Source organism: Spirillospora sp. NPDC046719 (assembly GCF_040645715.1).
Lineage (GTDB): Bacteria > Actinomycetota > Actinomycetes > Streptosporangiales > Streptosporangiaceae > Spirillospora.
In genome coordinates this window covers 1-5,356 of record NZ_JBEYYT010000546.1, presented here as the reverse complement: position 1 = coordinate 5,356, position 5,356 = coordinate 1, and the positions used below count along the sequence as shown (strand labels likewise).

Sequence of the window (5,356 nt, the reverse complement as noted above, 5' to 3'; positions counted from 1 at the left end):
TCCGCGTAGGCCGCCCTTCCTTTGGGTGGGGCGCCCCCTACCGCAAGCGCCACCCCACCACCCGAACACCCTTACCGTAGATCGCCGAACTCGAAATTCTCAAGTTCTCTATCTCAAAGCTAAAGCTGACCCCACGCCCTCGAATTTTGTGATCATTCGACTTTCTGGAATGCTCTCGCGCAGCGTTTGGCTGTCTCGGTGCCGTATGGCGGATGCTCTCGCTAGCAATCGCCCCGGATAGTCGGCGCGAAGCCGCTGCGTTCGACGCGTTCACGGCGGTTACGGAGTGCGGCGCCGACGTTGAGAACTCCGCTGATTCTCGTGGCACCGTCCGGCGGCGTGTCCGGCGTTCGTTGGCTGCGGTCGGGGTCGACATGGAGTTGGTCGAGGCGTGCTGCCAGGCCCGGGCGGTCAACACCTACCTGCACCAGTGTCTGCAGTGCGGAGATCGGGTCTCGGCGTCAAAGCTTCTGTGGGTCCTGATCGGCGCTGACACAGGTGAGCACTGCCGCTGGGGCCGGGCTGCGGTGGCCAGATGGCCAGGTGGCCGGGTGGTTGGTTGTCGGCAGGGCGTAGTGGCGTGCTGTTGCTGGTCGTCGTGGCGGAGCGTGGGGGCACGGCCCCCACGCTCCTTTCCCGGTCGGGCTGCTTGCTGCCGCAGAGGCCCGGAACGACGGCCGGGCCTCTGCGCAGGGCCGGAGGCGGTCAGTCGGCGGCGGTGATGGCGTTGAGGCGGTCGACCGCGTCGGCGAACTCCTCGACCATGTCGTAGACGACCTGGCGGGCGGGCTTGACGGTGTTCATCAGGCCGACGCACTGGCCGACGAAGTAGTTCGCGAGCGCGCGGGCGCCGGGGTTGCCGGACTCGGCCACCTTCGTGATCTGCCGCATGGCGCCCTCGGCGACGATCATCTGCAGCGGCATCCCGAGCGGCCCGGGGCTCTCGGGGCCCTCCCACTCGTCGGTCCAGGCGGACCGGAGCTGGCGGGCGGGCTTGCCGGTGCGGGACCGCGACCGGATGGTGTCGCGGGACGTGGCGGCGAGCATCTTCTCCTTGACGGCGGGCGCCGTCTCGGCCTCCTCGGTGGTGAGCCAGACGGAGCCGCACCAGACGCCGGACGCGCCGAGGGCGAGCGCGGCGGCCATCTGGCGGCCGGTGGCGATGCCGCCGGCGGCGAGGACGGGCACCGGGGCGACGGTGTCGACGACCTCGGGGACGAGCACCATCGTGGAGATCTCGCCGGTGTGCCCGCCGGCCTCGCCGCCCTGCGCGATGACGAGGTCGACTCCGGCGGCGACCTGGCGGCGGGCGTGCTCGGCGGTCCCGACGAGCGCGGCGACGGGGATCCCGGCGGCCTTGGCCTTCTCCACCATGATCGGGGGCGGGGTGCCGAGGGCGCTGGCGATGAGCCGGATGGGGTGGGCGAGGGACACGTCGATCAGCTCGGTGGCGCCCTCCTTGGTGACCGAGGTGCCGCCGCGCGCGTTGGAGCGCTTGGCCTTCTCGAAGTCGGGCAGCGGGACGTCGTACTTGGTGAACAGGCCGATGAGGAAGTCCCAGTGCTCCTGCGGGACCGCGGCGAGCATGGTGTCGAGGCCGCCCTCGCCGCGTCCGGCGCGCTCGGCGGATTCGTCGATCTTGGCTGGGACGAGCACGTCGACGCCGTAGGGGCGGCCGCCGACGTGGTCGTCGATCCAGCGCAGCTCCTCTTCCAGCCGGTCGGGGGTGTAGGCGACGGCGCCGAGGACGCCGAAGCCGCCGGCGTTGGCGACGGCGGCGACGACGTCGCGGCAGTGGCTGAAGGCGAACAGCGGGAACTCGATCCCGAACGTGGCGCAGACCTCGGTGTTCATGCCCCCGACGCTAATGGACCGAACGCCATTCGGTCCAGGGTCCGGCGGGTCAGCGGGCGGGGCGGAACAGCACGTACGACTCGCCCTCGTCCGGGTGCTCGAACTCCGCGCGCAGCGGCAGCCCCTCGCGCAGGTCGCCCGCGTCGACGCCGTCCAGCCGGGCGTACATCCACGGGCCCTCGGCCAGCTCGACGAGCGCGAGGTAGGCGGGCGGCGGGGCGGTGCCGTCCTCGGCGGGCCGGCCGTGGGTGACGGTCCAGGTCACCAGGGTCGCCGCGCCGCTCGCGTCGGCCCAGGCCGGCTCCTCCTCGCCGCACTCGGGGCAGCCGGAGGCGTCCGGCGCGTACCAGCGGTCGCACGCCTCGCAGCGCCGGATGACGAGCCTTCCGGCGGCGGTGCCGTCGAAGAACGGGTCGGTGCGCCCGTCGCGCCGCAGAACGCCGATCTCCATCGGTCAGGCTCCCTTCGGGTGCGGGCTGACGATCAGGGTGGAGTGGTGGTCGAGGATGCCGCCGTTGCCGCTGACGAGGACGACGTCGTTGGACGGCGCCTGCCGCTCCCCGCCGTCGCCGCGCGCCTGGATGACCGCCTCCGACAGCGGGGTGAAGCCCCACATGTAGTACGCCGACAGCTGCCCGCCGCCGGTGTTGGTGGGCAGCGACCCGCCGGGGCCGAGCGCGCCGGACGCGGCGAACGCGCCGCCCTCGCCCTTGGCGCAGAACCCGTAGTCCTCCAGGGAGACGAGGACGGTGTAGGTGTAGCAGTCGTACAGCTCGCACACGTCCACGTCGGACGGGGTGATGCCGGCCATCTTCATCGCGGTGGCGCCGGAGGAGGCGGCGCCGGTGGTCAGCCCGAAGTCGCTGCCGCGCTCCTTGCGGTGCCCGGGGTGGCCCTGGCCCCATCCCCACAGGTGGACGGGCGGGCGGGCGAGGTCGCGGGCGCGGTCGGCGCTCGTGACGATCACCGCGATCGCGCCGTTGGAGACCAGGCAGCAGTCCAGCAGGTGCAGGGGTTCCGACACCCACCGCGACGCCTGGTGGTCGGCGAGGGTGATCGGCTCGCGCATCTGGGCGAGGGGGTTGCGCGTCGCCCATTCCCGCGTCGAGACGGCGATGGCGCCGAGCTGCTCGCTCGTCGTCCCGTACCGGGACATGTGCCGCCGCGCCGCCAGCGCGTAGAAGGAGTTGACGCTGCGCAGCCCGAGGGCCGCCGTCATGCCGCCGTACCCGTACCATTCGCGGGCGCTGCGGTCGTAGGCGGAGCCCGCCGACTGCTTCGGCTTCAGCGGCGCGTCGGCGAACACGCACGCGACCGTGGTCGCGGCGCCGCTCATGACGGACATCGCCGCGTGCGCCACCATCGCCCCGGCGGTCGCGCCGAAGGCGTTCATCTGGGTCAGCAGCCGCAGGTCCCGCAGGCCGAGCGTGTCGGCGAGCTCGATCCCGGGCGAGCCGCCCATGCCGTGGCTGACCAGCAGCCCGTCCAGGTCGGCCAGGCCGAGGCCGGCGTCGGCGGCGGCGAGCCGCACCGCGTCGGCGGCCAGCCGGCGCGGGCTGCGCCCGTACACCCTGCCGAGCTCCGTCATTCCCAGCCCGGCGATCGCAGCGCTCATTCGTCGCATCCCTCCCCGCATCGTCACCGCCACGGTACCGAACAGCATTCGGTAGGCGGGCGGGCGGGTCGGCGGCGGACGATCAGTCCCCGGCGGACCGCGCGCGGAACGCGCCCCGGTAGGCCAGCGGCGAGGCGCCGACCCGGCGGGCGAAGTGCGCGCGCAGGGTCACCGGCGACCCGAACCCCGCCTCGGCGGCCACCCGCTCGACCGGCAGGTCGGTGTCCTCCAGCAGCTGCTGGGCGCGCCGCACCCGCGCGTGCGACAGCCACTGCTGCGGGGTCGTCCCGGCCTGCTCCCGGAACCGCCGGGTCAGCGTCCGGACGCTGCAGGACGCCTGCCGCGCGATCTCGTCCAGCGCCAGCGGGCGGTGCAGGTTCGCCTCCAGCCAGGCGAGCGTCGGCTGCAGCGCCGCCCCGCCGTCCGGCGGCTCGTCGTGCCGGATGAACTGCGCCTGCCCGCCGTCGCGCTGCGGCGGCATGACGATCCGCCGGGCCGTCCGCGCCGCCGTCGCCGAGCCGTGGTCGCGGCGGACGATGTGCAGGCACAGGTCCACGCCCGCCGCGACGCCCGCCGACGTGAGCACCTGCCCGTTGTCGACGTACAGGACGGACGGGTCCACCTCCACATACGGATACCGCCGCGCCAGAGCGCGCGCGTAGTACCAGTGCGTCGTCGCGCGGTGGCCGTCCAAGAGGCCCGCCGCGGCCAGGACGAACGCGCCGACGCAGATGGACGCGACCCGGGCGCCCCGCGCCGCCGCCGACCGCAGCGCGTCGAGGACCTCGCCGGGCGGGTCGTCCGCGACGCCCTCGTGGCCGGGGACGACGATCGTGTCCGCGGTGGCCAGCGCGTCCAGGCCGTACGGGGCGTCCACGCGCATCCGGCCGAGCGCGGGGGAGGTGCGCGCGCCGCCCGGCGGCGTGCAGACCCGGACGTCGTAGAGCGGGTCGCCGCCCGCCGTGGTCGTCGTCCCGAACACCTGGCCCGGCGTCGCCAGGTCGAACGCCACGACGCCGTCCAGCGCGAGGACGGCGACGACATGCGGTTCAGCGGCCATGGCCAGAACGTAGCGCACATCGGCGGTCCGGACACTGGCCGGGGCGCCGGGCGGCATCGGACGATCGGTGTCGTCCCGAGCACCGCGTCCAAGGAGCCTTCGTGTCCGACCGTTTCGCCGAGTTCTCGCTGCCCGACACCGACCTGACCCGCGAGGCGTACGACCTGGTCTTCGCCGCCGGGCCGGCGGCCCTCGCGCACCACTGCGCCCGCACCTACCTGTTCGCCCGCGCCATCGGGGAGGCGAGGGGCCTGCGGCCCGGCGCCGACTACGACGACGAGACGCTGTTCCTGGCGTGCGTCCTGCACGACCTCGGCCTGACCGAGCGGGGCGACGGCGGCCGGCGCTTCGAGGTGGACGGCGCCGACCTCGCCGCCGGGTTCCTCGCCGGGCACGGGTACGACGGCGAGCGGACCCGCGTCGTGTGGGAGGCCATCGCCCTGCACACCAGCCGGGGCATCGCCGATCGCATGCGCGCGGAGATCGCCCTCACCCACGCCGGGACCAGCGCCGACGTCGCCGGCGTGGGCGCGGACCGGATCCCCGGCGGTGTCGCCGAACGCGCGCACGCCGCCTTCCCCCGGCTGGAGCCGGGCTGCGGGCTCGCCGAGATCATCGTCGGGCAGATCGCCGCGAACCCGGCCAAGGCCCCGATCGGCTCGCTCCCGTACGAGCTGGCCCGCCAGTTCGGCATCGCCATCCCGCAACCGCGCTGGACGGACCTCACCGCGGCGGCCTGGTCCGGCGTCGCCTGACCCCTGCCGGGTCCACCGCCCCCGAAACCCGGAGCCGGCGATCGCGGCCCGGCGCGCGGCCGCGTGCCCGGC

The 5,356-nt window shown here is 74.1% G+C and carries 5 protein-coding genes; 1 reads left to right on the top strand and 4 read right to left on the bottom strand.

Going from position 1 to position 5,356, the window contains the following annotated elements:
* Positions 1-705 precede the first annotated feature (705 nt).
* The 4 genes from ABZ914_RS45600 to ABZ914_RS45585 all read right to left on the bottom strand — a co-directional run bounded on the left by ABZ914_RS45600 (position 706) and on the right by ABZ914_RS45585 (position 4,529).
* The gene (locus ABZ914_RS45600) at positions 706-1,854 is read right to left on the bottom strand and encodes an NAD(P)H-dependent flavin oxidoreductase (protein WP_500200915.1); all 1,149 of its coding nucleotides are present in this window, start codon (positions 1,852-1,854) and stop codon (positions 706-708) included.
* 49 nt (positions 1,855-1,903) lie between these two features.
* Positions 1,904-2,305, bottom strand: coding sequence for a Zn-ribbon domain-containing OB-fold protein (locus ABZ914_RS45595; protein WP_500200914.1), 402 nt, complete (start codon positions 2,303-2,305; stop codon positions 1,904-1,906).
* A 3-nt stretch (positions 2,306-2,308) separates the two neighbouring features.
* Positions 2,309-3,469: a thiolase family protein gene (locus ABZ914_RS45590; protein WP_500200913.1), complete on the bottom strand. Its 1,161-nt coding sequence runs from the start codon at positions 3,467-3,469 to the stop codon at positions 2,309-2,311.
* An 82-nt stretch (positions 3,470-3,551) separates the two neighbouring features.
* A complete protein-coding gene (locus ABZ914_RS45585) occupies positions 3,552-4,529 on the bottom strand; it encodes a GlxA family transcriptional regulator (protein ID WP_500200912.1) in 978 nt (325 codons plus the stop codon).
* Positions 4,530-4,630: 101 nt separating this feature from the next.
* Between ABZ914_RS45585 and ABZ914_RS45580 the strand changes: the two genes are divergently transcribed.
* On the top strand, positions 4,631-5,284 hold the full coding sequence (locus tag ABZ914_RS45580; protein WP_500200911.1) for an HD domain-containing protein: 654 nt from the start codon (positions 4,631-4,633) through the stop codon (positions 5,282-5,284).
* Positions 5,285-5,356 lie beyond the last annotated feature (72 nt).